This is a genomic window from Sphingomonas sp. M6A6_1c, assembly GCF_053345135.1.
The window spans coordinates 117,856-142,623 of the sequence record NZ_JBKEZO010000003.1; the positions used below are offsets into that span (position 1 = coordinate 117,856).

General features: G+C 67.8%; 25 protein-coding genes. 11 read left to right on the forward strand and 14 right to left on the reverse strand.

Translation table 11 applies throughout. From position 1 onward, the window contains the following. Window positions 1-12: 12 nt before the first annotated feature. Window positions 13-666, forward strand: a complete 654-nt coding sequence (gene msrA / locus ACLBWH_RS06630; RefSeq protein ID WP_447797677.1) for a peptide-methionine (S)-S-oxide reductase MsrA — start codon at window positions 13-15, stop codon at window positions 664-666. A gap of 148 nt (window positions 667-814) precedes the next feature. Here the strand turns inward: msrA and pdeM are convergent, their stop codons facing one another. Then, complete coding sequence (gene pdeM / locus ACLBWH_RS06635; protein ID WP_447797679.1) at window positions 815-1,477, reverse strand: ligase-associated DNA damage response endonuclease PdeM; 663 nt, start codon at window positions 1,475-1,477, stop codon at window positions 815-817. Window positions 1,478-1,614: 137 nt separating this feature from the next. Here pdeM and ACLBWH_RS06640 point away from each other — a divergent pair, with 137 nt between their 5' ends. Continuing rightward, complete coding sequence (locus ACLBWH_RS06640; protein ID WP_322850845.1) at window positions 1,615-3,549, forward strand: potassium transporter Kup; 1,935 nt, start codon at window positions 1,615-1,617, stop codon at window positions 3,547-3,549. Window positions 3,550-3,701: 152 nt separating this feature from the next. On the opposite strand, the gene ACLBWH_RS06645 is transcribed toward ACLBWH_RS06640, so the two are convergent. Continuing rightward, a complete protein-coding gene (locus ACLBWH_RS06645) occupies window positions 3,702-6,107 on the reverse strand; it encodes a ligase-associated DNA damage response DEXH box helicase (protein WP_447797681.1) in 2,406 nt (801 codons plus the stop codon). Window positions 6,108-6,281: 174 nt separating this feature from the next. On the opposite strand from ACLBWH_RS06645, the gene ACLBWH_RS06650 reads away from it, so the two are divergent. Beyond that, window positions 6,282-7,280, forward strand: a complete 999-nt coding sequence (locus tag ACLBWH_RS06650; protein WP_447798198.1) for a ligase-associated DNA damage response exonuclease — start codon at window positions 6,282-6,284, stop codon at window positions 7,278-7,280. A gap of 27 nt (window positions 7,281-7,307) precedes the next feature. Here ACLBWH_RS06650 and ACLBWH_RS06655 read toward each other — a convergent pair whose 3' ends face one another. The 6 genes from ACLBWH_RS06655 to ACLBWH_RS06680 form a co-directional block, all read right to left on the reverse strand. Continuing rightward, a complete protein-coding gene (locus ACLBWH_RS06655; protein ID WP_447797682.1) occupies window positions 7,308-7,601 on the reverse strand; it encodes a hypothetical protein in 294 nt (97 codons plus the stop codon). A gap of 334 nt (window positions 7,602-7,935) precedes the next feature. After that, window positions 7,936-9,417 carry an RNA polymerase factor sigma-54 gene (rpoN, locus tag ACLBWH_RS06660; RefSeq protein WP_447797684.1) on the reverse strand — a complete coding sequence of 494 codons (1,482 nt, stop codon included), beginning with the start codon at window positions 9,415-9,417 and terminating at the stop codon, window positions 7,936-7,938. 53 nt (window positions 9,418-9,470) lie between these two features. Continuing rightward, window positions 9,471-10,250, reverse strand: a complete 780-nt coding sequence (gene lptB / locus ACLBWH_RS06665; protein ID WP_038661638.1) for an LPS export ABC transporter ATP-binding protein — start codon at window positions 10,248-10,250, stop codon at window positions 9,471-9,473. A gap of 161 nt (window positions 10,251-10,411) precedes the next feature. Beyond that, window positions 10,412-10,945, reverse strand: coding sequence for an LptA/OstA family protein (locus ACLBWH_RS06670; RefSeq protein ID WP_447797686.1), 534 nt, complete (start codon window positions 10,943-10,945; stop codon window positions 10,412-10,414). A 6-nt stretch (window positions 10,946-10,951) separates the two neighbouring features. Next, on the reverse strand, window positions 10,952-11,593 hold the full coding sequence (lptC, locus tag ACLBWH_RS06675; RefSeq protein ID WP_447797688.1) for an LPS export ABC transporter periplasmic protein LptC: 642 nt from the start codon (window positions 11,591-11,593) through the stop codon (window positions 10,952-10,954). Between the two features lie 9 nt (window positions 11,594-11,602). Next, window positions 11,603-12,223 carry a ribonuclease D gene (locus ACLBWH_RS06680; protein ID WP_322850851.1) on the reverse strand — a complete coding sequence of 207 codons (621 nt, stop codon included), beginning with the start codon at window positions 12,221-12,223 and terminating at the stop codon, window positions 11,603-11,605. Between the two features lie 273 nt (window positions 12,224-12,496). Here ACLBWH_RS06680 and ACLBWH_RS06685 point away from each other — a divergent pair, with 273 nt between their 5' ends. Further along, a complete protein-coding gene (locus ACLBWH_RS06685) occupies window positions 12,497-13,357 on the forward strand; it encodes a cold-shock protein (RefSeq protein ID WP_447797690.1) in 861 nt (286 codons plus the stop codon). A gap of 623 nt (window positions 13,358-13,980) precedes the next feature. Beyond that, window positions 13,981-14,823 (forward strand): glutaminyl-peptide cyclotransferase, encoded by an 843-nt coding sequence (locus tag ACLBWH_RS06690; RefSeq protein ID WP_447797692.1) that lies wholly within the window; start codon window positions 13,981-13,983, stop codon window positions 14,821-14,823. 54 nt (window positions 14,824-14,877) lie between these two features. On the opposite strand, the gene ACLBWH_RS06695 is transcribed toward ACLBWH_RS06690, so the two are convergent. Beyond that, a complete protein-coding gene (locus tag ACLBWH_RS06695) occupies window positions 14,878-16,452 on the reverse strand; it encodes a cisplatin damage response ATP-dependent DNA ligase (RefSeq protein ID WP_447797694.1) in 1,575 nt (524 codons plus the stop codon). Between the two features lie 50 nt (window positions 16,453-16,502). Between ACLBWH_RS06695 and ACLBWH_RS06700 the strand changes: the two genes are divergently transcribed. Continuing rightward, window positions 16,503-17,321, forward strand: a complete 819-nt coding sequence (locus tag ACLBWH_RS06700) for a metallophosphoesterase (RefSeq protein WP_447797696.1) — start codon at window positions 16,503-16,505, stop codon at window positions 17,319-17,321. 59 nt (window positions 17,322-17,380) lie between these two features. Here ACLBWH_RS06700 and ACLBWH_RS06705 read toward each other — a convergent pair whose 3' ends face one another. The 3 genes from ACLBWH_RS06705 to ACLBWH_RS06715 form a co-directional block, all read right to left on the reverse strand. After that, window positions 17,381-17,872 (reverse strand): Dps family protein, encoded by a 492-nt coding sequence (locus ACLBWH_RS06705; RefSeq protein WP_322850856.1) that lies wholly within the window; start codon window positions 17,870-17,872, stop codon window positions 17,381-17,383. A gap of 97 nt (window positions 17,873-17,969) precedes the next feature. After that, window positions 17,970-18,536 (reverse strand): TMEM165/GDT1 family protein, encoded by a 567-nt coding sequence (locus ACLBWH_RS06710; RefSeq protein ID WP_322850857.1) that lies wholly within the window; start codon window positions 18,534-18,536, stop codon window positions 17,970-17,972. A 7-nt stretch (window positions 18,537-18,543) separates the two neighbouring features. Next, window positions 18,544-18,879: a hypothetical protein gene (locus ACLBWH_RS06715; protein ID WP_447797699.1), complete on the reverse strand. Its 336-nt coding sequence runs from the start codon at window positions 18,877-18,879 to the stop codon at window positions 18,544-18,546. A gap of 175 nt (window positions 18,880-19,054) precedes the next feature. Between ACLBWH_RS06715 and rpmG the strand changes: the two genes are divergently transcribed. After that, a complete protein-coding gene (rpmG, locus tag ACLBWH_RS06720; protein WP_254289072.1) occupies window positions 19,055-19,222 on the forward strand; it encodes a 50S ribosomal protein L33 in 168 nt (55 codons plus the stop codon). Window positions 19,223-19,636: 414 nt separating this feature from the next. Here the strand turns inward: rpmG and ACLBWH_RS06725 are convergent, their stop codons facing one another. Then, window positions 19,637-19,999 carry a response regulator gene (locus ACLBWH_RS06725; protein WP_322850859.1) on the reverse strand — a complete coding sequence of 121 codons (363 nt, stop codon included), beginning with the start codon at window positions 19,997-19,999 and terminating at the stop codon, window positions 19,637-19,639. A 37-nt stretch (window positions 20,000-20,036) separates the two neighbouring features. Here ACLBWH_RS06725 and ACLBWH_RS06730 point away from each other — a divergent pair, with 37 nt between their 5' ends. From ACLBWH_RS06730 to ACLBWH_RS06745, 4 genes are all read left to right on the forward strand, one after another. Then, window positions 20,037-20,312, forward strand: coding sequence for a DUF3572 domain-containing protein (locus tag ACLBWH_RS06730; protein WP_322850860.1), 276 nt, complete (start codon window positions 20,037-20,039; stop codon window positions 20,310-20,312). Further along, entirely contained in the window at window positions 20,309-20,929 is a 621-nt protein-coding gene (locus ACLBWH_RS06735; protein ID WP_447797702.1) for an HAD family hydrolase, read from the forward strand. Before ACLBWH_RS06730 ends, ACLBWH_RS06735 begins: the two co-directional genes overlap by 4 nt. Window positions 20,930-21,155: 226 nt before the next feature. After that, entirely contained in the window at window positions 21,156-21,620 is a 465-nt protein-coding gene (locus ACLBWH_RS06740) for a RidA family protein (RefSeq protein ID WP_447797704.1), read from the forward strand. 381 nt (window positions 21,621-22,001) lie between these two features. Continuing rightward, window positions 22,002-23,138, forward strand: coding sequence for a GNAT family N-acetyltransferase (locus ACLBWH_RS06745; protein ID WP_447797706.1), 1,137 nt, complete (start codon window positions 22,002-22,004; stop codon window positions 23,136-23,138). Here ACLBWH_RS06745 and ACLBWH_RS06750 read toward each other — a convergent pair. Continuing rightward, on the reverse strand, window positions 23,119-24,738 hold the full coding sequence (locus tag ACLBWH_RS06750; RefSeq protein ID WP_322850864.1) for a hypothetical protein: 1,620 nt from the start codon (window positions 24,736-24,738) through the stop codon (window positions 23,119-23,121). The genes ACLBWH_RS06745 and ACLBWH_RS06750 overlap by 20 nt on opposite strands. Between the last annotated feature and the right edge of the window lie 30 nt (window positions 24,739-24,768).

Here is a 24,768-nt window from a genome sequence, read left to right on the forward strand (position 1 = left end):
CATCTGGGTAACATGCTGAAAATCCTGTTGCCGATCGCCGGCGCCGCTGCCGCCGTGCTTGCCTCCACCGGCTTTGCCGAGGCCGAACGCGCGGTGCCGATTCCGGTCGCCAAGGCCGACGTGCCGGCCGCGACCGGTACGCAGACCGCGGTCTTCGCCGGCGGCTGCTTCTGGGGCATGGAGGCGGTGTTCGAGCATGTGAAGGGCGTACGCGCGGTCACCGCGGGTTATGCCGGCGGCGCGGCGCGTACCGCGACATACGATCAGGTCTCGACCGAGCGGACCGGCCATGCCGAGGCGGTGAAAGTCGCCTACGACCCGCGCGTGGTGAGCTATGCGACCTTGCTGCGCGTCTATTTCTCGATCGCGCACGATCCGACGCAGCTCAACCGCCAGGGGCCGGACAGCGGCCCGAGCTACCGTTCGGCGATCTTCCCGCAGGATGCGCGGCAGGCGGCGGTGGCGCGCGCGTATATCGCGCAGCTCGGCGCGGCGAAAAGCTTTCCGTCGCCGATCGTGACCAAGGTGGAGCAGGGCGGCTTCTATCCCGCCGAGGCGTATCACCAGAATTTCTACGATCGCAATCCGGGGCATCCGTACATTGTCCATTGGGACATGCCCAAGGTCGCGGCGTTCAAGACCGGTTTCCCGACCCTGTATCGATAACGCGTAAGTCCTCCCCCGCCAGGGGGAGGTGGCGCCGCGAAGCGGTGACGGAGGGGGAGGACAGGGCGGGAGTGTTGTAACGAGGCTTCGCCCCATCCTCCCCCTCCGTCAGCTTCGCTGCCACCTCCCCCTGGCGGGGGAGGATTTGCTAGGCCGCGATCGGGAAGCGGAGCAGTCGTTGTTCCACCGGCACCAGCGCTTCCGCCCCGCGGCCGACCGCCTTGGTCAGCGCGGGATGGTCGACATCCAGCCCGCCGGTCAGCGCACCGAAGGCGGGCAGCACGATCTTGCGCGCGGTCGCGACGAAGCAGCGGCGCGCGACCTTCTTGCCTCGCACGTGGATACGCAGCTTGGGGTGGAAATGCCCTGACAGTTCCGGCCGCGTCTCGGCCGGATCGGCCTCGTGGCGCAGGATCAGGCCGTCGACCTCCGCCTCGTCCGCCGTCTCACCGCCGCATCGGTCCTTGATGTCGGGATCGTGGTTGCCGGTGATCCACGTCCAGCGCAGCCCCTCGGTCAGCGCGCGCAGCCGGATCTGCGCTTCCTGCGGCAGCCGTTCGCAGCCGTCGCTGTCGTGGAAGCTGTCGCCGAGGCACCACAATTCCTCGGCACCGGTCGCCTGCACCAGCCTCGCGAGGTCGGCGAGCGTGGCCAGCGAGTCATAGGGCGGCAGCATCTGGCCGCGCGCGGCATACCAGCTCGCCTTCTCGAAATGCAGGTCGGCGACGAGCAGCGCGCGCCGCGCCGGCCACAGCAAGGCCCCTTCGGGCAAAGCATAAAGCGCGTGACCACCGAACGAAAAGGGAACCATGGCCTCGCCTTGCCCGCAAAGGGACAGGCGATCAAGGCCTTGCGCGGCTTCACGCAAATCCGCTTGCGTGGCCGGCCAATCGGCGTAAAGCGCGCCGTCCTTCCGCCGGAAGGCTTTTGTCAGGGGTAGTCGCGCGCATGTCGCTCGCCGTCGAAGCACCCGTTTCCCAAGGCCAGTCCCACCCCGCATTGATCGGCCTCACTATCGGCGCGATCGGCGTGGTGTTCGGCGACATCGGCACCAGCCCGCTCTATGCCTTTCGCGAGGCGTTGCAGCAGTCCGCGGCGGATGGCATCGACCCGACCGAGATCCTCGGCGTGCTCAGCCTGGCGCTGTGGACGCTGACGCTGATCGTCACGGTCAAATACGTGCTGTTCCTGATGCGCGCCGACAATCACGGCGAGGGCGGCGTGCTCGCGCTGGCGGCGCTGGCGCGGCGCTCGCTCGGCATGCGCAGCCGCGTCGCCTTGGTGCTCGGCGCGGCGGGCGCGGCTTTGTTCTACGGCGACGCGATCATCACGCCGTCGCTGTCGGTATTGTCGGCGATGGAGGGGCTGCGGACGATCCCCAGCGCCGCCAAATTCTTCGACGAGGGGACGATCCGCGCGCTGACGATCGCGATCCTTGTCGCTCTGTTCTTCATCCAGCGGCGCGGCACCGCGATCGTCGCCAAGCTCTTCGGCCCGGTCTGCATCCTGTGGTTCCTGACGATCGGCGGCCTCGGTATCTGGCATATCGCCGACGAGCCCTCGATCTTCCGCGTGCTGCTGCCGCAATATGGCATCCACTTCCTCGCGACGCACGGCACGATCGGGCTGTTCGTGCTCGGCGCGGTGTTCCTCACCGTCACCGGCGCCGAGGCGCTGACCGCCGACATGGGCCATTTCGGCAAGAAGCCGATCCGCATCGCCTGGCTGATCCTCGTCTTTCCGGCGTTGATGCTCAATTACCTGGGGCAGGGGGCGTTCGCGCTGTCGCACCTCGAAGCGGCGCAGGCGGCGGGCACCGTGTTCAAGAATCAGGACTGGTTCTTCCTGATGGCGCCCGAATCGATGCGCGGCGCGCTGATCGTCCTCGCCGGCTTCGCGACCGTGATCGCCAGCCAGGCGGTGATCACCGGCGCCTTCTCGCTGACCCAGCAGGCGGTGCAGCTCGGCCTGTTGCCGCGGATGAAGCTGCGCCAGACCTCGGCCGATTTCGTCGGGCAGATCTATCTGCCGACGATCAACTGGCTGCTGCTCGTCGGCGTGCTGATCCTCATCATCCAGTTCAAGACCTCGTCGGCGATGGCCGCGGCCTATGGCATCGCGGTGACCGGCACGATGGTGGTGACGACGCTGCTCGGCTATCTCGTCGCGCGGCACGTCTGGCACTGGAAGCGGGCATGGGCGCTGGCGGCAATCCTGCCGTTCCTGTGCCTCGACCTCGTCTTCTTCGGCGCCAACATCCTGCGCGTGGTCGAGGGGGGCTGGGTGCCGCTGGTGATCGCCGCGGCGATCGGTCTGCTGATCTACACCTGGGTGCGCGGCAAGGGCATCGTCCGCGCGTTCGAGGCGCGGCAGAGCATCCCGCTCGCCGACCTCGCCGCCGCGCTCGCCAAGCGGCCGCCCGAGCGGGTGCCGGGCACCGCCGTGTTCCTCACCGCCAACCCACGCTCGGCGCCGGGCGCGCTGCTCCACAATCTCAAGCACAACAAGGTGCTGCACGAGCGCAATCTGGTGGTCAGCATCCGCACCACCGACCGGCCGGTGGTCGACGCCGAGCATCGCCGCACCAGCGAGCGGCTCGACGACAATTTCGAGATCGTCGTGCTCAATTACGGCTTCATGGAATCGCCCGACGTGCCCGCCGATCTGGGCGTTGGCGGCAAGACCGAGATGCGCAGTCTCGACGCGATGAAGACGAGCTTCTTCATCGGCCGCAATACGCTGAAGCCCGAGGCGGACGTGGGCATGCCGATGTGGCAGGACCGCATCTTCATGTTCATGCAGCGCAATGCCGCCGACCCGACGGAGTTCCTGAAGATCCCGCCGGGCAAGGTGCTGGAGCTGGGCGAGCAGGTGACGGTGTAGCTAAGTCCTCCCTCGCGCAGCGGGGGAGGGGGACCGCCCGGCGTAGCCGGGTGGTGGAGGGGGCGTTTCCGCATACGATTACGTTCGCCGCATCCTCCCCCTCCGTCACCGCTTCGCGGCGCCACCTCCCCCTGGCGGGGGAGGATTTTGGGTCAGTCGATCCGCATCGCCTCCGCCGCCAGCGCCTCCGCTTCGATCAGCAGATGGTCGTCGGCGGAACCGGTCGACACCTTCTCGCGGCCGATCAGCGTCAATACCGGCACCGCCAGCGGCGTGACGCGCTCGAGATCGACGTGGAGCATCGTTTCCGCCGCGCGGTCGAGCAGACCCGCGAGACGCCCGACGTCGGTCATGCGGGCGCGGGCGTCGTCCCAGGCGGCCTGTAGCAGCAGATGCGTCGGCTCGTATTTGCGCAGCACGTCGTAGATCAGGTCGGTCGAGAAGGTGACCTGCCGCCCGGTCTTGCGCTTGCCGGGATGCTGGCGCTCGACCAGCCCGCCGATCACCGCGACCTCACGGAACGCGCGCTTGAGTAGATGCGACTGTTGCACCCAGTCGACGAATTCGTGTTCGAGGATGTCGGGGCTGAACAAGGCGGCGGGATCGGTGATCTTCTCGATGCCATAGACCGCGAGCGCATAATCGTTGGCGACGAACCCCAAAGGCTTCAGCCCTTCCGCCTCCATCCGCCGGGTGATGAGCATGCCGAGCGACTGGTGCGCGTTCCAGCCTTCGAAGCTATAGGCGACCATATAGTTGCGGCCTTCGCGCGGGAAGGTTTCGACCAGCAGCTCGCCGGGGCGGGGGAGGGCGGAGCGTTTCGCCTGGAATTCGAGCCATTCGCGCACATCGTCGGGGAAGCGCGACCATTGCCTGGGGTCGGCGAGGAAGCCGCGGACGCGGTCGGCGAGGTTGGTCGACAGCGGCATACGGCTGCCGCCATAGGTCGGGATACGCGCGGGCTTGGACGAGGCGCGGACGATCAGATCCTCGGTGTCGATCTTCTGCACCTCGCAACTGAGGCCCGCGAAGAAGAAGGTATCGCCGGGGCTGAGCTGCGCGGCGAAGCCTTCCTCGACCTTGCCGAGGTTGCGGCCGTTCTTGAAGCGGACGTTGAGCATCGTCGCCTCGACGATGATGCCGGCGTTGAGGCGATGCTGCGTCACGAATTTCGGATGGCTGACGCGCCACAGGCCGTCCGCCTCCTGCGTCAGCCGCTTGAAGCGATCATAGGCCTTGAGGCTGTAGCCGCCGTCGCGGATGAAGCTCAGCACGCGATCGAACGTCTCGTCGGTCAGCGCCGAATAAGGGAGGGCGGAACGCACCTCGTCGAGCAGCTCCGCCTGATCGAACGGCGCCGCACATGCCATCGCCATGACGTGCTGCGCCAGCACGTCGAGCGCGCCGGGGCGGAACAGGTCGGGGTCAAGCTCGCCCGCCTCGACCGCGTCGAGCGCGGCGCGCGCCTCGAGATATTCGAAGCGATTGCCGGGGACGAGGATCGCCTCCGACGCCTCGTCCAGACGGTGGTTGGCGCGGCCGATGCGCTGGAGCAGGCGCGACGAGCCCTTGGGCGCGCCCATCTGGATGACGCAATCGACGTCGCCCCAGTCGACGCCGAGGTCGAGGCTGGCGGTCGCGACCAGCGCGCGCAGCCGGCCCGAGGCCATCGCGCCCTCCACCTTGCGCCGTGCCTCCAGCGCGAGGCTGCCGTGGTGGACGCCGATCGGCAGGCTCAACGTGTTGACCTTCCACAGGTCCTGAAAGATCAGCTCGGCGAGGCTGCGCGTGTTGCAGAAGATGATCGACGTCTTGTGCAGCTCGATTTCGGCCATCACCTGTTCGGCGGCATAGCGGCCCGAATGGCCGGACCAGGGGATGCGATCCTCGGGAAGGAGGATCGCGATATTCGGGGCGGCGCCCGGCTCGCCCTGGACCATCGCGACCTGATCGATGTCGCCATCCGGGGCGAGCCAGGCGCGATAGCCGTCGGAATCGGCGACCGTCGCCGACAGCGCGACGCGGCGCAGGCCGGGGCTGATCCGCTGCAACCGCGCCATGCACAGCGAGAGCAGATCGCCGCGCTTTCCGGTGGCGAAGGCATGGACCTCGTCGATGACGATCGTCCTGAGTCCTTCGAACATCGTGAAGCTGTCGGGGTAACTCAGCAGCAGCGACAGCGATTCGGGGGTGGTGAGCAGGATCTGCGGCGGACGGACGCGCTGGCGCGCCTTGCGGTCGCTGGGGGTGTCGCCCGTCCGCGTCTCGACGCGCAGCGACAGGCCCATCTCGTCGATCGGAGTGACGAGGTTGCGCTGGATGTCGACCGCCAGCGCTTTCAGCGGCGAGACGTAGAGCGTGTGCAGTCCCTCGGTCGGTGCCTCGATCAGTTCCGCGAGCGTCGGAAGGAAACCGGCGAGCGTCTTGCCCGCCCCGGTGGTGGCGACGAGCAACGCGTGGCGGCCGGCGCGGCCCTCGCGCAGCATGTCGAGCTGGTGGCGGCGCGGGCGCCAGCCGCGGGTGGCGAACCATGAGGCGAGCGGCTGGGGGAGGTCCATCGCGCCCTATGTAGGGCGCGGGGTGGGGCGGGGGAATGTATGGCGGCAAATCATCGGCTTCGCCCGAAGGTCGTAGAAGGTCACGATGACGCGCGGAGGTCCGCCAACGTCCGTGGAGCGGTGTGCGTCGCGATCATCGCGGCACCGACTGCCGCGCTGGCGCGTAGTGACGGTATGGCACGATTGGGCGACTGGCTGGAACCGCATCCGCATGGCATCTACGTCAGGCCGGCGGATGCGTGGATCGATCCGTCCGAACCCGAAGCGCGCGCGCTGGTGACGCACGGTCATGCCGACCATGCGCGCGGCGGGCATGGCGCGGTGTGGGCGACGCCGGAGACGCTGGCGATCATGGACGCGCGTTACGGCGAGCAGGCGGGACACCCGGTCGCTTATGGCGAGACGATCCGCATGGGCGAGGTCGAGGTGGGCTTCGTCCCCGCCGGGCACGTGCTCGGCTCGGCACAGATCGTGCTCGACTATCGCGGCGAGCGCGTCGTCGTCTCGGGCGACTACAAGCGCCGCGCCGACCCGACCTGCACGCCGTTCGAGCCGGTCAAATGCGACGTCTTCGTCACCGAGGCGACCTTCGCCCTGCCGGTGTTCCGCCATCCCGACACCGGCGACGAGATCGACAAGCTCATCGCGCGGCTCCACGCCAATCCCGATCGCTGCGTGCTGGTCGGCGCCTATGCCTTGGGCAAGGCGCAACGGGTGATCGCGGAGCTGCGCGCGCGCGGCCATGAGGCGCCGATCTACATCCACGGCGCGCTCCAGCGGTTATGCGACCTGTATCAGGAGCATGGCGTGCGGCTCGGCGAATTGCTGCCGGTCGCCGACGCGAAGAAGGCGGATATGGCGGGGCATGTCGTGATGTGCCCGCCGGGAGCGCTCAACGACCGCTGGTCGCGGCGGCTGCCCGATCCGATCACCGCGATGGCGAGCGGCTGGATGCGCGTGCGCCAGCGCGCGGTGCAGAAGAACATCGAGCTGCCACTCATCCTGTCCGACCATGCGGATTGGGACGAACTCACCGACACCTTGTCGGAGATCGCGCCCAAGGAGGTGTGGGTGACGCACGGCCGCGAGGAGGCTTTGGTCCATTGGTGCGAACAGCGCCAGATGAAGGCGCGCGCGCTGGCGCTGGTGGGGTTCGAGGACGAGGATGATTGACCTCTGACACCGGCCGGGCCGGGTCGATCAGGCGGGGCGAGGCTGGGCGGACGGACGGATGCAGACAAACACCGTGGCGATCGCTGGCACCAGCGCCAGCGTTCCCAGTAGCAGGCCGACCGGATCGACCATGAGCCCCACCAATGTCAGAAAGCCACCGGCGGCAGCAATAGCAAGATTGACAACGATCATCGCGATCCGCGCGGTTCGCTTGGCGGGCACGACCAGCCAGGCATTGACGAGGAACGCCAGTGCAAGGCCGCCCAAGAGGGGCCCATCTTTCCAGGGTCGAGAAATGCCGAAGAAATAGATGTGCTCCATGGCAAGTAAGCAAAAAACAAACACTGCCAAGTAGTTAGCGATTCTAGTCAGGCGTTTTGCGCAATTCGGCATGACAAATCGTCCCTATGCACGGTCACAATGCTATATGTGACGGCGAAGATCAACGTCATGACGAGTAGATATTCCGACTAGTCCCAGAAAGGCTATGGTTCACGCGGAGGCGCATCGCAGCGGGTAGTTTGGCCCCGTTGTTACGGCTTGGTAGGATACGCCGCTATCGCTACGGCTTGCCATTTTTGCGTCCTTGCCGCCGCCAAACGAACATCATCCGTGTTTTCAAAGCGCTTACTTGGGCGCTGAACAGTGGTCGGCCTTAAGTCCCCTCCAAGGTCCGTGCGCGGCGGCGCTGGACCGAGCTGCCGATGCCCATCGCCTCGCGGTATTTGGCGACGGTGCGGCGGGCGATGTCGAAGCCCTTGGCCTGCAGCAGTTCGACCAACGTGTCGTCGGACAGGATCTTGGCGCCTTCGTTGGCGATCAGGCTGCGGATCGCGCTCTTCACTGCCTCCGCCGACACTGCATCGCCGCCGTCCGCCGCCTGGATCGCGCTGGTGAAGAAGTACTTCAGCTCGAACACGCCGCGGGCGCAGCTCAGATATTTGTTGCTGGTCACGCGGCTGACGGTCGATTCGTGCATCTCGATCGCCTCGGCGACCTTGGCGAGCGTCATCGGCTTGAGGTGCGCGACGCCCTTGAGGAAGAACGCTTCCTGTTGCTTGACGATCTCGGTGGCGACCTTGATGATCGTGCGCTGGCGCTGGTCGAGCGCCTTGATCAGCCAATTGGCCGAGGCGAGCGCATCCGACAGCCACGCCTTGGCCGTCTTGTCCTGCGGGCCGTGGCTGAGTTCGTGGTAATAGCGGCGGTTGACGAGGACGCGCGGCAGCGTCGCGCCGTTGAGTTCGATGCCCCAGCCCGCCTTCGTCCGCGCGACGAACAGATCGGGGGTGACCGCCAGCGCGGGCTCGCCGCCGTAGCGGCAGCCGGGCTTGGGATCGTAGGCGCGCAGTTCGCGGATCATGTCCGCCATATCCTCGTCGTCGACGCCGCACATCCGCTTGAGCCGGGCGAGATCGCCGCGCGCGAGCAGGTCGAGATTGTCGATCAGCCGTGCCATGCAGGGATCGTAGCGGTCCGCCTCGCGCGCCTGGAGCGCGATACATTCGGCAAGGTCGCGGGCGCCGACGCCGGTCGGCTCCAGCGTCTGGATCTGGCGCAGCACGTGCTCGACGCGGGCGAGCGCGGTGCCGAGGCGGTTGGCGATGTCGAGCAGCGGGACGGTGAGATAGCCGGCCTCGTCGATCTGGTCGATCAGATGCTGCGCGATGAACCAGTCGGCGCCGTCGATCACCGTCCCCGCTTGCGCGAGCAGATGGTCGGCGAGCGTGCCTTCTCCTTGCGCGAACGAATCGAAGTCGAGCCCGTCCTCGCCGCCCAGGCCTCCGCCGGTGCTGCCGCCGGTCATCGACAATGCGCCGTCGAAGCCGCCGCCGCCGTCGGCGACGCTGTCCTGCTGGTGGCTTTCGGTGGCGTAATCGAGGTCGAGCGGATCGGCGGCCGCGGCGCCGCTGACCAGTTCGTCGGCACCGGCGGGTTCGTCGCGCTCGACGCGTTCGGGGCGGACGATCTCGTCGGTCTGTGCGGCTTCGAGCAGCGGGTTCTTCTCGACCTCCTCGGCGATGAAGCCCTCGATCTCGAGATTGGACAGCGCCAGCAGCTTGATCGCCTGCTGGAGCTGCGGCGTCATCACCAGCGACTGCGACTGGCGCAGGTCGAGGCGCGGCGCGAGGCTCATGAAACCGCTGCTTCCCGCGCCGTGACGGAACAAGGCGGGACCCCGGCCATATGCTAGAGCGAGAAGCCCTCGCCGAGATACAGGCGGCGGACGTTGGCATCGGCGACGAGTTCCTCGGGGCTGCCGGCGAACAGCACGCGGCCGTCGTAGATGATGTAGGCGCGGTCGACGATGTCGAGCGTCTCGCGGACGTTGTGATCGGTGATCAGCACGCCGATGTCGCGGCGCTTGAGATCCTTCACCAGATCGCGGATGTCGGCGATCGAGATCGGGTCGATGCCCGCGAAGGGTTCGTCGAGCAACATGATCGACGGGTCGGCGGCGAGCGCGCGGGCGATCTCGGCGCGGCGGCGCTCGCCGCCCGACAGCGCCATGGCGGGGCTGGCGCGCAACCTGGTGAGGCCGAATTCGTCGAGCAGCTTGTCGAGCTTGGCGGGGCGCGCCGCGGGATCGGGCTCGGACAGTTCGAGCACCGCGCCGATGTTCTTCTCGATCGACAGGCCGCGGAAGATGCTCGTCTCCTGCGGCAGATAGCCGAGGCCGAGGATCGCGCGGCGGTACATCGGCAGCTTGGTGATATCCTCGCCGTCGAGCATGATCCGGCCCGAATCGGGCTTCACCAACCCCATCACCGAATAGAAGCAGGTCGTCTTGCCGGCGCCGTTGGGGCCGAGCAGGCCGACCACCTCGCCGCGATCGACCGAAACCGAGACGTCGGTGAGCACGACGCGCTTGTCGTAGGATTTGGCGATCGAGATCGCCTGCAACCCGCGATTGGCGGGCGGCTCGTGGATCGGCTCGGCGGTCTGGAGGTCGGAAACGGCGGCGTCCATGGGCTCGATGCCTCGCATCAAAAGAGTGGCAAAGCCTTGGCAGGCTTCGTGCATGCCGTTGCGTCATGGCGCGGAGACGCGCGCGAGGGAAGACCCTTTAGGTCGTACGGGTTTCCCCGTCGGCATGTCGCGGGCGTGGGGCGCATCGGCCCCGCCCGGCCTCAGTCCCGCTTGGGGACCGAGAAGGTGCCGGTGACGCGGCCGCTCGGGGCGGTGGTGGTGGTGCTGCCCGGGGCGGCGCCGCTGGAGCCGCGGACCGAATTGCCGTCGACCACCGCGCGGCCGGTGTCGAGGTTGATCGTCAGCCGGCCGCCGTTGACCGTATTGCCGCCCTGCGTCAGCGTCACCGCGCCGAGCATGGTGATGACCCGGCGGTTGAGGTCGTAGATCGCATATTGGCTCTTGGCGGTCTGGTCGGGGCGGCGGACGGTGACGCCGCCGCTCGCGTCGATGCGCGACACCTGCGGGCTGCCGCCGACCACCTGACCGGTATAGCTGACCGTCATCCGCGCCGAGTTGAGCGTCATCTCGGCCTGGCGGACCGAGACGTTGCCCGACAGCACACCGCGATTCGCCTTGTCCTGCAATTCGATATGGTCGGCGCCGAAATCGATCGGGGCATTGGAGTTATGCGCCGTCTGTGCCGCCAGCGGGGTGGCGGCGAGCAGGGCGACGGCGAGAAGGGGGGTGCGCATGGCGGGCTATTTCGCCCGTCGCGGCACGATCCGCAAGCGGGCATTGCCGCTCAGCCGGACGGTACGGCCCGCCAGGTCGGCGGTCAGCGCATTGGCGCTGAAATTGCCCTGCGGCACCGTGCCCGTCACCTTGCCGCCGCTGCGCATCGTCTTGGTTTTCAAGTCGATCGTCGCGTCGCTCGTGTCGAGTCGATAGCCGTTGGCGGCGCGGAAGGCGATCGGACCGTCGACCTTCATCTGTTCGGTGTTGAGATCGTAGCGACCCTTGTCGGCGCGCAGCGTCGCCGGCCCGTCGTCGAGCGCGAGATCGGCGGTCATGCCGTTGATCTGGACGATCGGCACGCTGCTGCTCTGCTGCACCGCGGTGCCGGCGTTGAGCGCGAACGCCTGCCCCTTGTCGTCCTGGCCGCGATAGGTCGCCGCCTGCAGCTTCAGCCGCTCCTTGGCGACCTCCACCTTGTTCTTGTCGAGGACGAACGACACTTCGTTGGCGGCGGTGAGCGGCGCCAGCACCAGGAAGGCGGCGAGCACGCCGATCCCGATCGGCAGCCCGGTGTTGAGCAGCGTGACGATCCGGTCCTGCCGGCCGCCGGGCGCGGCCCAGCGCTGCCGCGCCGAGCGCGTCTGGCGTGCGGTCACGGCGCTCACCGCAGGACCTCAGGCATGGGCGAAGATGTCGATCTCGGGCCAGCCGGCAAGGTCCAGCGCGGCGCGGGTTGGCAGGAAGTCGAAACAGGCCTGCGCCATCTCCATCCGGCCCTCGCGTTCGAGCCGGCGGTTGAGCTCGGCCTGCAGGCGATGGAGGAAGCGCACGTCGCTCGCCGCATAATCCTTCTGCGCGTCCGACAGTTCGGGTGCGCCCCAGTCGGACGATTGCTGCTGCTTGCTGAGTTCCTGGCCAAGCAGTTCGCGCACCAGTTCCTTGAGGCCGTGGCGATCGGTATAGGTGCGGATCAGTCGCGACGCGATCTTGGTGTCGTAAGCGGGAATCGCGACGATGCCGAGATAATGCTGAAGCGCGGCGATATCGAAGCGCCCGTAATGGTATAGTTTCACACGGGCGGGATCACTGAGCACCGCCTTTAGGTTGGGCGCAGCATAGTCGCTGGTCGGGCCGAAACGGACAAGATGTTCGTCGGGTCCGCCGTCGGACAATTGTACGACGCACAGCCGGTCGCGCGGCGTGATGAGGCCCATCGTCTCGGTATCGACGGCGATCGAGGCGCCGGGAGCGAAGACGTCGGCGGGGAGGTCTTCCTCGTGGAAGTGAACGGTCATGGCGGTGCCCTACGCTGCAACGCCCGTATGCTCAACGATTAAGCGTCATCGGCCGGAAATCCGCACCATTGCTGTGGCGGGCCGGGGAAAGGCCGGTATCCGGTATGGATTGGCAGACGATTGCGACGAATTCATTCGCGGGGACTTGTTTTCTGCGCTATGACGACTCCCAAGGCGCAATAGGTTTCGCGCCCGAGGGCTCGCGTTCGTCGTCCGGCGCACGGGTTCTTGTTACGGATTGGATGCGGGCGAACCGGGAAGACGAATAGGGTTATGGGTTACGACAAAGGTGGCCGCGGCAATCGTGGCGGACGTGGTCGCGACAAGCGCGACGATTTCGGTGGCGGCAGCAGCGATTTCGGCGGTGGCGGCGGCTTTGGCGGCGGCGGCGGTTTCGGCGGTGGCGGCTTCGGCGGCGGCGATCGCGGCGGCTTCGGCGGCGGCAGCAGCTTCGGCGGCGGCGGCGGTGATCGCGGCGGCTTCAGTGGCGGCGGCGGTGGTTTCCGTGGCGGCGGCGGTGGCGGCTTCGGCGGCGGCGGCGGTGGCGGCGGGTTCAGCGGCGGTGGCCGCGGCATGCCCCCCCAGGTCGTCGGCGAAGGCACTGGCGTAGTCAAATTCTTCAACGCGCAGAAGGGCTTCGGTTTCGTTGTCCGTGATGACGGCGGCGAGGACGTGTTCGTGCACATCTCGGCCGTCGAACAGGCCGGCATGAGCGCGCTCGCCGAAGGTCAGCCGCTCGGCTTCACCCTGGTCGACCGCGGCGGCCGCATCTCGGCGACCGAGCTGAAGATCGACGGCGAGCCGATGGCCGTCACCGAGCGTGCGCCCCGCGAGCCGCGCGAAGGTGGCTTCGGCGATCGTGGCCCGCGTCCGGGCGGTGCCGGTGGCGCCGGTGCCGCGCCGCAGCGTCAGCTGACCGGTGAGAAGGCGACGGGCACCGTCAAGTTCTTCAACGCGATGAAGGGCTTCGGCTTCATTCAGCGCGACGATGGCCAGCCCGATGCGTTCGTGCACATCTCGGCGGTCGAGCGCGCCGGCATGTCGACCCTCAACGAGGGCGACAAGCTGCAGTTCGAGCTCGAAGTCGATCGTCGCGGCAAATATGCCGCGGTGAACCTGTCGGCCGCGTCGTAACGGTCCCGACCCGCTAACGAAAAGCCCGGCCCCGCAACCTGCGGTGCCGGGCTTTTTGCGTTTTGGGATGGGGTGTTTGCGAAAACGGCTGTTGCGGGGCGCGGGAGTTCATGTCGGCGTCATGCCTTCCCCGCTTGCTCCGTCATTCCGGACGGGTTGAAGACCTCTGCAAACGTTCGCCCCGCCCGGTGAAGCAGCGTAGTGCTCCTGCGGAAGCCGGAGCCTAGGGCCAAGCAAAACAACGCCTTATGGCGCTCGGGACTCCTCGGCTCCTGCTTTCGCAGGAGCACTGGGGCGGTTTTGCAGAGGTTTCGACCGGGCCTCGCGTCCACGCTGCGGCGAGAGGGTACGGCTTGAGGCGACACCTTTCTCCCGCGGCTCGGTGGACCCCGGAACGAGTCCGGGGTGACGGACCTGTCAAAGAGACCGATCGAACCTCACTGCCGCCGCATCTCGGTGGTGGACGCGACGAGTGCGACAGCCTTTCTACTCGACTCAGCCTTCGCCGGCACTTGTAGCGAACGCGCCATCGTCCGACCCCATCGACGCGGGGATGACGCCCGCGCCGGTGCGGGCTATGCCGCGGGGCGCCGCGTCGGCGGAGAGATGAGGACATGCGTGTGGTGAAGGTGACATTGGCGCTCGGGCTGCTCGGCGCGATCGGGGCGTCGGCGTGGCAGGCTGCGCCCACGGCCGCTCCGCCGGCGGCACAGGCGGTCCCGGCCACGCCAGCGGCACCAGCCGAGGCGGGCGTCCCGGTCTATGCCGCCACGGTCGTCGCGCGGCTGCCGCACGACACCGGCGCGTTCACCGAAGGGCTGCTGTTCTGCGGCGGCGAGCTCTACGAAAGCACCGGCAAGGAGGGCGCGTCCGATATCCGCCGCGTCGGCCTCGCCGACGGCAAGGTCGCGGCGCGCGCGCGGCTGAGCCCCGAGCTGTTCGGCGAGGGCATCGGCTGTTTCAGGAACAGCCTGCTCAGCCTGACGTGGAAGACCGGCATCGGCTTCCGCTGGTCGTTGCCCGCGCTCAAGCGGATCGGCCAGCCCTTCCACTACGCCGGCGAGGGCTGGGCGCTGACCGGCGACGGACGCGCGCTGATCCTCTCCGACGGTACGCCGACGCTGCGGCGGATGGACCCGGCGACGTTCGAGGAACGCGGGCGGATCGCGGTGACGCTCAACGGACGGCCGTTGGCCAAGCTCAACGAGCTCGAATATGTCCAGGGGCGCATCCTCGCCAATGTGTGGATGACGGGCTTCATCGCGCGGATCGATCCCGCGACGGGCAAGGTCGACGGACTGATCGATCTCCGTCCGCTCCTCGCCGAGATCCACAATCCCGATCCCGATGCGGTGGCCAACGGCATCGCTTACGACGCGGCGCACGATCGGTTGTTCGTAACGGGCAAATATTGGCCGACATTATTCGAGATACGGATCGGCGAAGAGGTCGGCCGGGCGGGATAGGCCGAGCCTGCCGTCGCACACCCAGCTCGTACCCCGGCGGGGGCCTGCGGCCGCTCAGGTCACCAGTCGGCGCAGCGTCTCGACCCGGTCCGCCTCCGCGGCGGGCTTGTCCGTCCTGATCCGGGCGATGCGGGGAAAGCGCATCGCAACGCCCGACTTATGCCGGGTCGAGCCGTGGATCGAATCGAACGCGATCTCCAGCACCATCGTCTTCTCGACCTCGCGCACCGGGCCGAAGCGCGCGAGCGTGTGGCGGCGGACGAAAGTGTCGAGCATCTTCAATTCCTCGTCGGTGATGCCCGAATAGGCCTTGCCGACGGGCAGCAACTCGCCCTCTTCGGTCCAGCAGCCGAAGGTATAGTCGCTGTAATAAGAGGACCGTCGGCCGCTGCCGCGCTGCGCGTACATCATCACGCAATCGGCGGTGAGCGGATCGCGCTTCCACTTGTACCACAGGCCGGCGCGGCGACCGCCGACATAAGGCGAATCGCGGCGCTTGAGCATCACGCCCTCGATCGCGGCATCGCGCGCACCGGCGCGGATCGCTTCCAGTTCGGTGAAATTGGCGGCGTCGATCACCTGGCTGAGGTCGAACCGGTCGGGGTCGAGGCGCGGCACGAACGCTTCGAGCCGCTGTCGCCGCTCGCTCCACGGCAGCGGGCGCAGATCCTCGTCGCCATCGAACAGCAGGTCGTAGAGCCGGACGAAGGCGGGATAATCGCTCAACATCTTCGCCGACACGGTCTTGCGGCCGAGTCGCTGTTGCAGCGCGTTGAAGCTGGCGGCCTCGCCGCCCTGCGCATCGCCCTTGACCAGCAATTCGCCGTCGACCGTGCCGGGGGTGGAGAAGGCCGCGGCGACGTCGGGGAAGCTGCCGGTGACGTCGTCACCGGTGCGGCTGTAGAGTCGCGTCTGGCCGGCGACGTGGACGATCTGGACGCGGATGCCGTCCCATTTCCACTCGGCGGCGTAATCGGCGAGATCGACCTGCGCGTCCTCCAGCCCGTGGGCGAGCATGAACGGCCGGAAGACGGGGACGTCGGCGGCGGTGGGTTGCTGGCCGGTACCTTCGGCCCAGGCGAACAGGCTGGCATAAGGCGGGGTAAGGCCGTGCCAGACCTCCTCGACCGCATCGACGTCGAGCCCGAACGCCTGCGCCAGAGCGGTCTTGGCAAGGCGGGCGGAGACGCCGATGCGCAACGCCCCGGTCGCCATCTTGAGCAGGGCGAACCGTTCCTCCGAATCGAGCCGGTCGAGCATCGCGGCGAGCACCGCAGGCGCGTCCGATCGCGAGAGGTGGCGCAGCGCGTCGACCGCCGCGCTGATCGACAGCGGCGCGCCCGCAGGTGCGGGGACCGGCGCCGGCCAGAGCAGTGCGACCGTCTCGGCGGTGTCGCCGACATAGTCGCGACTCATCCGGAACAGCACGGGATCGACGCGCGCCTCGATCAACGCCCGGATCTGCGCGGGCTTGACGCCGGGCAGGTCGAGATCGCCGGTCAGCGCCGCCATCGCCCAGCCGCGATCCGGATCTGGGGTGGCGAGCAGATAATCGACGATCAGCTTGAGCTTGGCGTTCCGGCCGCGCGTGTAGATGAGCGAATCGAGGAGCGCGGCAAAGGCGTGCATGAAGGGGGGAACGCCTGGCGAGCGCGATCCGCTCCCGCTATCACCGCGCGATGCCAAGGATCGTCCGGATCGTTGCCGCACTCGGCCTGCTGCTGCTCGGTGTTGCCGGCTGGGGGTACAGGAACGCGCGGGCCGACCCGTTGGTGCGGGAACGGACCGTGTCGCTGCCCGGATGGCCCCGCGGCGCGCGGCCGATGCGGCTGGCGCTGCTCAGCGATATCCACATCGGCAATGCGACGATGGACGTCGGCCGGCTTGCGCGCATCGTCGCGCAGGTGAACCGGGAGCGCCCTGACGTGGTGCTCCTCGCCGGCGACTATGTGGCGGGGCATGACCCGGCGGTGGCGCGTGCCGGCGCCCGGGCGATGATCGCGCCGCTTGCCGGCCTCCGCGCCCCACTGGGCGTGGTCGCAGTGCTCGGCAATCACGACCAGTCGGAACCCGCGTTGATCGCGGCTGCGCTGCGCCGTGCCGGCGTGACGGTCCTCGACAATGCGGCGGTCGTCCGCGGCCCGTTGGTGATCGGCGGGGCAGGTGATGCGTTCAGCCATCATGACGATCTGTCCGCGACGATGCATGCCATGGCGGCGAGGCGCGGCGCCAAGATCATCCTTACCCATTCGCCCGACCTGTCGTTGCAGGTGCCGCCAGGCGTCGGGCTGGTGCTGGCGGGCCATACGCATTGCGGTCAGGGAGTCTTCCCGGTGATCGGGTCGATCCGCGTCTTCTGGAAGCCCGGACTGCGTTGCGGCATCGTCCGGCATGGCGCGACCACGACGATCATCACGGCGGGGCTGGGCACGAGCGGCGTGCCGCTGCGGGTCGGGGCGCCACCGGACCTTTGGCTCCTGACCGTCAAGGGGCGGTGATGCGGTCTGCCGTTCGCACCCAGCCTCCGGGAGGCCCGGCACGAACGGCACCGGGTGGCTCAGCCCTTGCGGCTGGCCTCGAAGAGGAACCAGGCGCGTTCCTCGGCCTGGTCGGTCCAATCGTCGACGATGCCGCTGGTGGCATTGTCCTTCGCCTCGTCGGCCGCGTCCTTCACGACGCGGAAGCTCTCGACCAGCTTGAGATTGTCCTCGCGCAATTCGGCGAGCATCGCGGCGGCGTCGACGAAGTCGAGGTCGTTGTCGGCGATCGTCTGGCGGCGGCTGATGTCGCCGATCGAGCGCAGCGTCGTGTTGCCGGTCTTGCGGACGCGCTCGGCGATCGCGTCGGTGACGCCGAGGATCTGCGCCGCCTGATCGTCGAGCAGCAGATGATAGTCGCGGAAATGCGGCCCGGAGACGTGCCAGTGAAAGTTCTTCGTCTTGAAATACAGCGCGAAGCAGTCGGCGAGCGAGGAGTTGAGCGCATCCGCCACCGAACGGGTGTTGCTAAGGTCGGTCGGCGTGTTCAGCGCCGGGTTGATGTCGGCCATGGAAATCTCCGTGGAAAAAGGATCGTTGCGGCAACGATCCGATAGCCGAAACGCTCCGCCCGCCGCAGCCATTTTGCGCATGTCGATGATCGACGGATCAGATCAGTCGCAGCGCGGAAAGCCCCAGTCCCAGCGCCGCGAGGACGAACATCGCGCCGACGATCCGGCGCAGCGTGACGAGCGGCAAGGCGGTCCAGCCTGCCTCTCCCAGGATCGCGGCGGGCGCGATCACCGCAAGCGAGCCGAGCATCGCGCCGACCGCGGCCAGCCAGGGCAGTTGCGCCCGAGCGGCGAGCGCGAGGACGATGAACTGCACGCCGTCCCCGAAGGCGAGGATGAACAGGCCGATCAGGCTGGTCAGCGCCGCGCCGAGGCGCCATCCGGCGAGTCGGTCGGGCGGCTTGACCGGGAACAGTACGCCGCCGCCCTGGAACAACAGCGCCAGCGCGAGGAAGAGCTGGCTGGCCTCCGGCGTCAGCCGCGGTGCGAGCAGCGCGCCCGCCGCGGCGGCGAGCAGGCCGGCGCCGAGCAGCGCCACCGCCGCGGCGGCGATCACCAGCCCCGGCGCGCGATACCGGTCCGACAGGATGGACGCGAGCCACGCCGGCCGATCGCCGACCTGTGCCAGAGCGGCGGCGACCAGCGCCGCCATCAATGCGTCCATCCCCGCGTCAGCCTGCCAGCCGTATCGAACAGGCGGCGGCAAAGGCTTCGCAGGCGCGCACGTCCTGCCGCTCGGACGCGACGGCATCGCCGAGCACCGACAGCCAGCCGTGGAGCAAGGCGCCATGTTCGCCGCGCGACAGCGCCGAATCGACGAAATGCGCGACGGTGACCGCCGGGTTGAGGCCGTTGCGATGCGCGATCAGCCGGATCTGGTTGATGTCGGGCTTCAGGTCATAGGCCCGCGTGTAGGGCGCACGCACGTCGATCGCCGCGATTCGCGCGGCGAGGTCGGCGCGGACCGCGTCCAGCAGGTGTAGCTCGCCGTCGATCGCCTGTGGCATCATCCGCTCCCCTTTTTTGCGTCGTGATCGTGCGCGTCAAAAGGTAATAGGAGGGTTAAGGCAGCGGCGCGGCGCCGTCGACGGTTGACTTTATCGCGGCCATCCGCCATGCGCCGCGACTGATCGAGCGGCGGCGTTGTTGCTGCCGCTCTCCTTGTTTTCAGGATTAGGGCTCATGGCCAAGCCGACTACCGTCAAGATCAAGCTCGTCAGCACCGCCGATACCGGCTTCTTCTACGTCACCAAGAAGAACCCGCGGACGAAGACCGAGAAGCTGAGCTTCAGCAAGTATGATCCCGTCGTGCGCAAGCATGTCGAGTTCAAGGAAACCAAGATCAAGTAAGCGGCCGGGCGGCGCATTGCGCCGCCGCTGTTTGCGGGTTTCGAAAAGCCGCCGGTGCATGGGCGCCGGCGGCTTTTCGCATGCGCTGCCGCGCCGCGACTGACGCCTTGATCCGGGCGCGCTTCGGACACATTGCGTTCATCTTCTTTTGGCATAGCGAACACTGGCGGCTGGATCCTCCGGCTGCCCTGTATCGCGTCACTACGGGCCAAGGGCGGTGTTCTCTTAACGAGGATGCCGCCCTTGGTTTGTGTGGCAGCGAGGGTCGGGGTGCCGGGGGGGGGGGGCGGGAACCGGACGGCCGGTGTCACGTTTTTAGCAGGCTTGCAGCATCTGGCCCTTTTCGGGGGGCAGGGGTCTGGAAGCGCGCGGCGCCCTGTCGATGCCTCGCCGGCTCGGCAGGGCGTCTTTCCGTCAGAGCAACGCGTTCACCGCATCCATGAACCGGGCGAGGCTGATCGGCTTCGACACATAGGAGCGTGCGCCGGCAGCGCGAATGCGCTCCTCGTCGTCGCGGCCGGCATAGGCCGTCACCGCCATCACCGGGATTTCGCGCAATTGCTCGTCGGCCATCAATTCGAGGATCAGCTCATAGCCGGTGACGTGCGGCATCTGGATATCCATGACGATCAGGTCGGGACCGAAGGCGCGCGCGCGCGCCACCGCCTCGCGCCCGTCGCGCACCGGCTCGGCGGTCATGCCGTGCGCGCGCAACAGGTCGCAGAACAGTTTCAGATTGAGTTCGTTGTCCTCGACAACGAGTACCCGTTTCGCCACGTGCGTCACCAACCCTTCCGATAATGGACGATAGGCAATGCGCGCGCGCGATACAAACATCCCCGATCCCGAGGTGCTCGCCCTGCAGGCGTTGGTGTGGGCGATCGGCGAGCCAGACCGCGCCGACCGGCTGATCGCGGTCACCGGCCTGTTCCCCGACGATCTGCGCGCGCGGGCGGGCGAGCCGGCGGTGCTGGGCGCGGTGATCGAATATCTCGAATCCTACGAACCCGATCTGATCGCCTGCGCCCATGCGCTGGGCGTTCCCCCCGAGGCGCTGGTCGGCGCCCGCCAGGCTTTGGAGCTGCGATGAAACCGTTGTTGATTACCGATTGCGACGAGGTGCTGCTGCACATGGTGAAGCATTTCGGCGCCTGGGTCGGGGAGGCGCACGCCATCGACTTCACCCCCGACGGTGCCGATTTCGCCAACAGCATGCGCCGCCGCGACGGCGGCCCCGCGCCGACGCGCGAGGAGATGTGGGACATGCTCGGCGGCTTCTTCCCCGACGAAATGCACCGGCAGACTCTGGTGCCCCATGCCGCCGAGGCATTGGCGCGGCTGGCGGAGCAGGCGGACATCGTCGTGCTCACCAACATCACCGATGCGTGCAAGCCGGCGCGGATCGAGCAATTGGCGCGGTTCGGCATCGCGCATCGCGTCGAATGCAACCAGGGCGGCAAGGGCGATCCGGTCGCACGATTGCGGGCGGAATATGGCGACCCGGTGACGGTGTTCGTCGACGATCTCGCGGTGCATCACGAATCGGTCGCGCGCCACGCACCCGAGGTGCATCGACTGCACATGGTGTCGGAACCGACTTTGGCACCCAACGTGCCGCCGGCCGCGCATGCGCATGCGCGGATCGACGACTGGCGCGAGGCGGCGGACTGGATCGCGGCGCGGTTTGCCGCGGGGGTGGGGGCTTAGGATTTTCAGGCGGGCTCTCCACCACCACCTTCGTCATCCCGGCGAAGGCCGGGACCCATGGACACGGCGCCATCGGCGTCAGCGTGCCTCGCTACCCCCCGCCACCATGGGTCCCGGCGTCCGCCGGGATGACCGAACAGGTTGGAGATCGACGCGCGACGGCGTTCCACCCGCCCGCCCAATCGGCTAAGCGGCCTCGCATCACATTCCGAAAAGGACCCCAGCCATGACCACCCACGTCGATCGCAAGCTCGAGGAACTCGGCCTGTCGCTGCCCGAAGCCGCCGCCCCCGTCGCTGCGTATGTGCCGGTGGTCGAGGCGGGCGGCATGCTCCATCTGTCGGGGCAATTGCCGTTCAAGGCGGGGCAGCTCGTCACCGGCCGGCTCGGCGACGGCGTCTCGCTGGAGGACGGGCAGGAAGCCGCGAGACTGTGCGGGCTGATGATCGTCGCGCAGGTGAAGAAATATCTCGGCGGCGATCTGTCGCGGGTGAAGCGGATCGTGAAGCTCGGCGTGTTCGTCAATTCGGCCGCCGATTTCACCGACCAGCCCAAGGTCGCCAACGGCGCGTCGGAGCTGATGGTCGCGCTGTTCGGCGACGCCGGCAAGCATGCCCGCAGCGCGGTCGGCGTGCCGGTGCTGCCGCTCGGTGCCGCGGTCGAGGTGGATGCGATCGTCGAATTGGCGTGATTTGGGGGGTGGGGCGTCGCCCCGCCCACACCGTCGATAGGAAGAGACGGTTCACGCGGAGGCGCGGAGGCGCGGAGGTGTCGCGCCCGCTGCGTCAGCGGCGCTTTCACCGAGGCGTGAAATGACAGGGCCCCGCCACCCCAAGCGTTACATCTCCGCGCCTCCGCGCCTCCGCGCGAACATGATTTCCTTTGCAGGATGCAGGAGGGCGTGAACGGTGATCGCCGCGCACGCATCCGGTCGTTCTCCTCGCCGCAGGGTGGACCCCGGAACGGGTCCGGGGTGGCGCATGGATTGTGCGAGCGATCGTGCCCCACACCCCCTCCGCAACGGCAGCAGAACGCCTATATCGGCGGCGATGACCTTCACGATCCTCGCCGCATGACCCAGGTCGCCGCCCGCCTCGTCGATGGCGTCCGCGCCATCCCGGCCGAGCAATGGGATGCCTGCGCCGGCACCGGCAATCCCTTCGTCCGCCATGCGTTTCTCGCCGCGCTCGAGGAGTCGGCGAGCACCGGCGGCCGGTCGGGATGGCAGCCGATCCCAATCGTCGTCGACGGTGCCGACGGCATGCCGGCCGCGGTCGCGCCGGCCTATGCCAAGAGCCACAGCCAGGGCGAATATGTCTTCGACCACGCCTGGGCCGACGCGTGGGAGCGGGCAGGGGGGCATTATTATCCCAAGCTCCAGATCGCCGCGCCGTTCAGCCCGGTGCCGGGCCCGCGCCTGCTACTGCGCGAGGAGAGCGCCGGCCCGGCGCTGATCGCGGCGCTGGAAGCGGTGACCGACCAGCATGGCCTGTCTTCCGCGCACGCCACCTTCCTCAGCCCCGAGCAGGTGCCGTTGTTCGAACAGGCGGGCTGGCTGATCCGCGAAGGCACGCAATTCCACTGGGCGAACCAGGGATATGCCAGCTTCGACGATTTCCTCGCCGCGCTCGCCAGCCGCAAGCGCAAGGCGATCCGGAAAGAGCGTGAGGCGGCGGTGCAGGGGCTGACGATCCGGCATCTGACCGGCGCCGAGATCCGCCCCGAACATTGGGACGCGTTCTGGACCTTCTATCAGGATACCGGCAGCCGCAAATGGGGGCAGCCCTATCTCAAGCGCAGCTTCTTCCCGCTGCTCGGCGCGACGATGGGCGATGACGTGCTGCTGATCCTCGCCGAGCGCGACGGCAGGCCGATCGCGGGGGCGCTCAACCTGATCGGCGCGGATACGCTCTACGGCCGCTATTGGGGCTGTACCGAGGAGGTGCCGTTCCTCCATTTCGAGCTCTGCTATTATCAGGCGATCGATGCCGCGATCGCGCGCGGGCTCAAGACGGTCGAGGCAGGCGCGCAGGGCGAGCACAAGCTGGCGCGCGGCTATGTGCCGGTGCCGACCTGGTCGGCGCATTATATCCCGGATGCGGGCTTTCGCCGGGCGATCGCCGATTTCCTCGTCCGCGAGCGCGCCGCGGTGGCGGACGAGCAGAGCTACCTCGCCGAACTGGCGCCGTTCAGGAAGGGAGAAGGCTGACTGGGCGTCGCCGCGGCGGCAGCAGATCGGGGTCGAGCACCACGTTCGGGCGGCGGCGATCGTCGATCCGGTAGAGGACGTCGCGACCGCTGCGCCAGATCGGCGTCAGGCCGGTGAGGAATTCGGGCTCGACCGGCGCCGGATTGATCAGCCAGACGTAATCGAATGCGTCGCGCGGCAGATAGGCGAGCGAGACGCGCAGCGGCCGCCACCATTCGCCGCGGCAGCGCCGGTCGGTGACGAGCTGCGACGGGTCGTGCGCGAAGCGTCCGGCGGGCGTGTAGCGGACGGTGAGCAACTGTCCGCCGGCCATCGACCATTGATCGTTGGCATAAGCGATGCGGCGTTCGAGCGCGATGCCGGCAGCATGTTCGAGCCGCGAATAGAGCCATTCGTCGCGGCAGGTCCGCCCGACCATCGTCAGCAGCCGCGCGCCTTTCGGGACGTGATCGAGCGCGGCGAGCGTGCGGTCATATTCCCGATCAAACTGGAGATAGCTGATCGTCGTGCCGACCAGCCGCGCGCCGCAGAACAGCAGGCCGAGCGCGGCCAGCGTCGAGGCGCCACGGAACGACAGGCCGTGACGCGGGCGCAAGGCGATCAAGGCGATCGCGATCACGAACGGCGCGAGCCGCATGTCGGCATAGGCCGAGCCGAAGACGATGCGCGGCAGCAGCACGAAGATCGCGGTCAGGAACAGCGTCGAGAGCAGCAGGTTGCGCGAATATTCGACGCGATGGTCGCGCACGCCCTTGAGCAGGATGACGAACAGCACGGTGGCGGAGGCGAGGTCGAACGCCATCCAGCGGTCGCGCAGCACCATGATCACCCAGCCGACCTTCGCCCGCCAGTTGAACCAGTCCATCGTCTTGCCGGTGACGTGATCGCCCGAGCGCCACAGCACCATCATCAGGAACGGCAAGGCGAGCGGCAGGCAGCCGATCGCGGCGCGTGTCCAGCTTTCCAGCCAATGCCCGCCGCGGCCGTCCTTGCGCAGGTCGTGCTGGCGGACCATCTCGGCCGAGAAGGCGAGGATGCCGAGCACCCCCCAGCCGAAGGTGTGGCAGACCCACAAGGCGCAGGACAGCGGCACGAACAGGATCGCACGCAGTTTGAGGCTGCCGAGCCGGCCCATCCGCAGCCACAGCGCGAACAGGTTGAGCGCCAGCGCCATCGACAGCGCGAAATTCACGAAGCCGAACTGGAAGGGGTAACTGTAGGCGAGCGGCAGCGCGAACAGCGCGGTGGCGGGGATGCGGCCGTGCACCTCGCGCGCGATCCACAGCAGCCCCGACACGGTGAGCGCGGGGATCGCCATGATGATCAGCTTGACCGCGAGTTCGAGGCCGAAGATCGGCGCGAGCGGCTCGATCAGCAGGTCGACGCCGAGATTGCCGATCAGCGCCCAGCGGAAGTCGTACCATTCGGCGAGCCACGGATAGGCGGCGCCGTCGAGCTGGACGCGATAGCGGCCCATATGCCCGGGCAGGTCGACTAGCGGCGGGATGTCGGGCCACAGCAACGGGATCACCGCCGCGATCACCATCGCCACGACGAACCACCGCGTTTGCCACCAGTGCAGCTTATGCCCCTGCATCATCCTGCCTTAGTGGGTGGGGACGGCGTCCGA

Excerpts from the sequence above, each read along its gene's own strand:
- msrA (WP_447797677.1), top strand. The coding sequence starts at position 13 with ATGCTGAAAATCCTGTTGCCGATCGCCGGCGCCGCTGCCGCCGTGCTT.
- pdeM (WP_447797679.1), bottom strand. The coding sequence starts at position 1,477 with ATGGTTCCCTTTTCGTTCGGTGGTCACGCGCTTTATGCTTTGCCCGAA.
- ACLBWH_RS06640 (WP_322850845.1), top strand. The coding sequence starts at position 1,615 with ATGTCGCTCGCCGTCGAAGCACCCGTTTCCCAAGGCCAGTCCCACCCC.
- ACLBWH_RS06645 (WP_447797681.1), bottom strand. The coding sequence starts at position 6,107 with ATGGACCTCCCCCAGCCGCTCGCCTCATGGTTCGCCACCCGCGGCTGG.
- ACLBWH_RS06650 (WP_447798198.1), top strand. The coding sequence starts at position 6,282 with ATGGCACGATTGGGCGACTGGCTGGAACCGCATCCGCATGGCATCTAC.
- ACLBWH_RS06655 (WP_447797682.1), bottom strand. The coding sequence starts at position 7,601 with ATGGAGCACATCTATTTCTTCGGCATTTCTCGACCCTGGAAAGATGGG.
- rpoN (WP_447797684.1), bottom strand. The coding sequence starts at position 9,417 with ATGAGCCTCGCGCCGCGCCTCGACCTGCGCCAGTCGCAGTCGCTGGTG.
- lptB (WP_038661638.1), bottom strand. The coding sequence starts at position 10,250 with ATGGACGCCGCCGTTTCCGACCTCCAGACCGCCGAGCCGATCCACGAG.
- ACLBWH_RS06670 (WP_447797686.1), bottom strand. The coding sequence starts at position 10,945 with ATGCGCACCCCCCTTCTCGCCGTCGCCCTGCTCGCCGCCACCCCGCTG.
- ACLBWH_RS06680 (WP_322850851.1), bottom strand. The coding sequence starts at position 12,223 with ATGACCGTTCACTTCCACGAGGAAGACCTCCCCGCCGACGTCTTCGCT.
- ACLBWH_RS06685 (WP_447797690.1), top strand. The coding sequence starts at position 12,497 with ATGGGTTACGACAAAGGTGGCCGCGGCAATCGTGGCGGACGTGGTCGC.
- ACLBWH_RS06695 (WP_447797694.1), bottom strand. The coding sequence starts at position 16,452 with ATGCACGCCTTTGCCGCGCTCCTCGATTCGCTCATCTACACGCGCGGC.
- ACLBWH_RS06700 (WP_447797696.1), top strand. The coding sequence starts at position 16,503 with ATGCCAAGGATCGTCCGGATCGTTGCCGCACTCGGCCTGCTGCTGCTC.
- ACLBWH_RS06705 (WP_322850856.1), bottom strand. The coding sequence starts at position 17,872 with ATGGCCGACATCAACCCGGCGCTGAACACGCCGACCGACCTTAGCAAC.
- ACLBWH_RS06710 (WP_322850857.1), bottom strand. The coding sequence starts at position 18,536 with ATGGACGCATTGATGGCGGCGCTGGTCGCCGCCGCTCTGGCACAGGTC.
- ACLBWH_RS06715 (WP_447797699.1), bottom strand. The coding sequence starts at position 18,879 with ATGCCACAGGCGATCGACGGCGAGCTACACCTGCTGGACGCGGTCCGC.
- rpmG (WP_254289072.1), top strand. The coding sequence starts at position 19,055 with ATGGCCAAGCCGACTACCGTCAAGATCAAGCTCGTCAGCACCGCCGAT.
- ACLBWH_RS06730 (WP_322850860.1), top strand. The coding sequence starts at position 20,037 with ATGCGCGCGCGCGATACAAACATCCCCGATCCCGAGGTGCTCGCCCTG.
- ACLBWH_RS06735 (WP_447797702.1), top strand. The coding sequence starts at position 20,309 with ATGAAACCGTTGTTGATTACCGATTGCGACGAGGTGCTGCTGCACATG.
- ACLBWH_RS06740 (WP_447797704.1), top strand. The coding sequence starts at position 21,156 with ATGACCACCCACGTCGATCGCAAGCTCGAGGAACTCGGCCTGTCGCTG.
- ACLBWH_RS06745 (WP_447797706.1), top strand. The coding sequence starts at position 22,002 with ATGACCCAGGTCGCCGCCCGCCTCGTCGATGGCGTCCGCGCCATCCCG.
- ACLBWH_RS06750 (WP_322850864.1), bottom strand. The coding sequence starts at position 24,738 with ATGATGCAGGGGCATAAGCTGCACTGGTGGCAAACGCGGTGGTTCGTC.